This is a genomic window from Lysobacter sp. CA199 (assembly GCF_052078715.1).
GTDB lineage: Bacteria > Pseudomonadota > Gammaproteobacteria > Xanthomonadales > Xanthomonadaceae > Lysobacter.
In genome coordinates this window covers 1-2,549 of sequence record NZ_JBQJIL010000034.1, presented here as the reverse complement: position 1 = coordinate 2,549, position 2,549 = coordinate 1, and the positions used below count along the sequence as shown (strand labels likewise).

The 2,549-nt window shown below is 60.5% G+C and carries 2 protein-coding genes and 1 pseudogene; 2 read left to right on the top strand and 1 reads right to left on the bottom strand.

All coding sequences use genetic code 11. The features are described 5' to 3' along the window. The first annotated feature begins 957 nt into the window (after nt 1-957). Entirely contained in the window at nt 958-1,263 is a 306-nt protein-coding gene (locus tag ACTOWJ_RS29345) for a hypothetical protein (protein ID WP_441338175.1), read from the top strand. Between the two features lie 44 nt (nt 1,264-1,307). Beyond that, nucleotides 1,308-2,395, top strand: a pseudogene (locus tag ACTOWJ_RS29340) (IS3 family transposase). 33 nt (nt 2,396-2,428) lie between these two features. On the opposite strand, the gene ACTOWJ_RS29335 reads toward ACTOWJ_RS29340, so the two are convergent. Then, a partial coding sequence (locus tag ACTOWJ_RS29335; RefSeq protein WP_441336093.1) for a transposase occupies nt 2,429-2,549 on the bottom strand: 121 nt, incomplete at its 5' end.

The window sequence follows — 2,549 nt, the reverse complement described above, 5'->3', positions numbered from 1 at the left end:
GTCATCGCGTCGGCCAGTCGGCCCATGAATGGCTCCGGGATCGTGGTCAGGGAATCGGGGAAGGTCATTCGCACGGCTGCGCGCGCGGAGCTGGACCCGCTGCGACATTGCGACAATTGCGACACTTCGTCCGGCCGGTGCAGTGCGCGACGACTTGGGACGACCAAGCGTCGTTTGCGATGGGTTAGGTAGGCGCTGGGTAGGAATCTCCACGCGCGCGCGCGAGGCGGGCGAATCGGGTACTCGGGCCTCCGCGTTCGTCAGCCCGGACCCGTTGCGTTGCGACATTGTGACAGTTGCGACACTTCGGGGGTGCGGCGCGGAAAACGTCGCAATGTCGCAATTGTCGCAAGGGGTCGTCGCCGATTTCGACGCTGCCGGTCGCCGCGCGCGCGGGGCTGGACCCGCTGCGACATTGCGACAATTGCGACACTTTCGGCCGCCGACTGAAGGTCGGGACGGCCTGGGACAAAAAGCGTCGCAATGTCGCAATTGTCGCAGGGGGTACTCGCCTTCGGCGGAGGCCGACGCAGCCGCCGCACCCGCCGTCGTTGCCATTCGTCCAGTTCGTCAGCCGGCCGCGCGGATTAGGTCCGGAACGTTTCCACAGAAACCAGTGAGCGGTCTTGACTCCTACTCGGCACCCGGTACAAGCTGCACTCAGCTTCATCGATTCCTCGGACGCGCCCAACGTAGGTGCTCCCGCCTGACCCCATCCTTGACTAGCCCCTGTACCGGGCATCCAGGTGCCCTCGCGCATGAAGCGCGATGGGAGTGTTTACTCGGGTCCAACATGGACAGTTCATGCAACTAGCCTCCTACCGATCATTACCAGTTCGCCCTGTCCAGCCCTGGGCAAACGGCGGGCACAACTTTGGCCTAAAAAACCGTCGCGACTATATGCGCCTCTCAGCGTTATTCAGCGCGCATGGAATCTAGCTGACACGGAGCCTCGAAATGCCATTTGTAAACGAATTCATTCCTGCCGAGGATGTCGGGAAATATCAGCTCGAAGATATTGATGGCAAATTTGTATCCAACGGAACACGAGCGCGGGATTGGACAATTGATCGCGACCGGGACATTTATCTTAGGAATGTCGCTATCGGCGGCGGCGCAGAACCAGAGCTTCGAAACAGAACGTCATGGACGCTGTACTGGCATGGCGAGTTGGTCTTTCTGCGACTTGATCTGATATCCAGCGGCGAAGAAATGGATGGCGTGGGCTGGGCGCAATGGGTAATCCCCCCACCCATTAGCTGACGTCAGAAGTGGAATTTTCTCATACGCTTTCCCGAGGAGGTTCCATGAAGAAGTCCCGCTTCACCGACAGCCAGATCATGGCCGTGCTCAAGCAAGCCGAGGCCGGTACGCCCGCGCCTGAGTTGTGCCGGGAGCACGGCATCAGTTCCGCTACGTTTTATAAATGGCGCAGCAAATTCGGTGGCATGGATGCGTCACTGATGTCCCAGCTCAAGGAGCTGCAGGACGAGAACCGGCGACTCAAGAAGATGTACGCCGAGGCGCAGCTCAGCGCCGACCTGCTGAAGGAGGCGATGTCAAAAAAATGGTGAGGCCATCTCAACGCCGGGAGATGGCCCGATGGGCAGTGGAAGGCGAACGCACGAGCATCCGGCACGCCTGCCGGACCTTCGCGCTGAGCGAGACCTGCTTCCGCTACCAGGCCAAGGCGAGCGAGGAGAACGCCCGGATCGCCGACTGGCTGGTTCGACTGACCACGGCCTATCGCGACTGGGGTTTTGGCCTATGTTTCCTGCACCTGCGCAACGTCAAAGGCTTTGGCTGGAACCACAAGCGGGTCTACCGCATCTACCGGGAGTTGGAGTTGAACCTGCGGATCAAGCCGAGGAAGCGCTTGGTGCGCGAGCGTTCGGAGCCCTTGGCGGTGCCCGAGACGATCAACTAGGTCTGGTCGATGGATTTCATGCATGACCAACTCAGCGACGGGCGCAGCTTCCGCTTGTTCAACGTGCTGGACGACTACAACCGCGAAGGGCTGGGGATCGAGGTCGACCTGTCGTTGCCGGCGGCGCGGGTGATCCGCTCGCTGGAGCAGATCATCGAGTGGCGCGGCAAGCCGCGCGTGATCCGTTGCGACAATGGCCCCGAATACATCAGCGGCGCGCTGTTGGCTTGGGCCGAACAACAGCGCATTCGCATTGAGCACATCCAGCCGGGCAAGCCGCAGCAGAACGCCTACGTCGAGCGTTACAACCGGACCGTGCGCTACGCCTGGCTCGCCCGAACCCTATTCGATTCGATCGAGCAGGTGCAGGACAAGGCCACCCGCTGGCTATGGACTTACAACCATGAGCGCCCGAACATGGCGCTCGGTGGCATTACCCCGATGCATAAACTGGCACTCGCCGCTTAGCTCCACTTTTGGGGTCCGCTAAAATTGGGTTCTTCACCCAAGTCCGGGGAAAGCCGCCCGGATCTTCAGGAAGAAGTAGGAGTCATCGCGGAAGCCGTAGGCCACCCGTTTAATCACCTTGATCTTGTTGTTGATCCCTTCGACCAAGTTGGTC

What these genes read in the sequence shown, in the direction of transcription:
- ACTOWJ_RS29345 (WP_441338175.1), top strand. Translation starts at nt 958, where the DNA reads ATGCCATTTGTAAACGAATTCATTCCTGCCGAGGATGTCGGGAAATAT.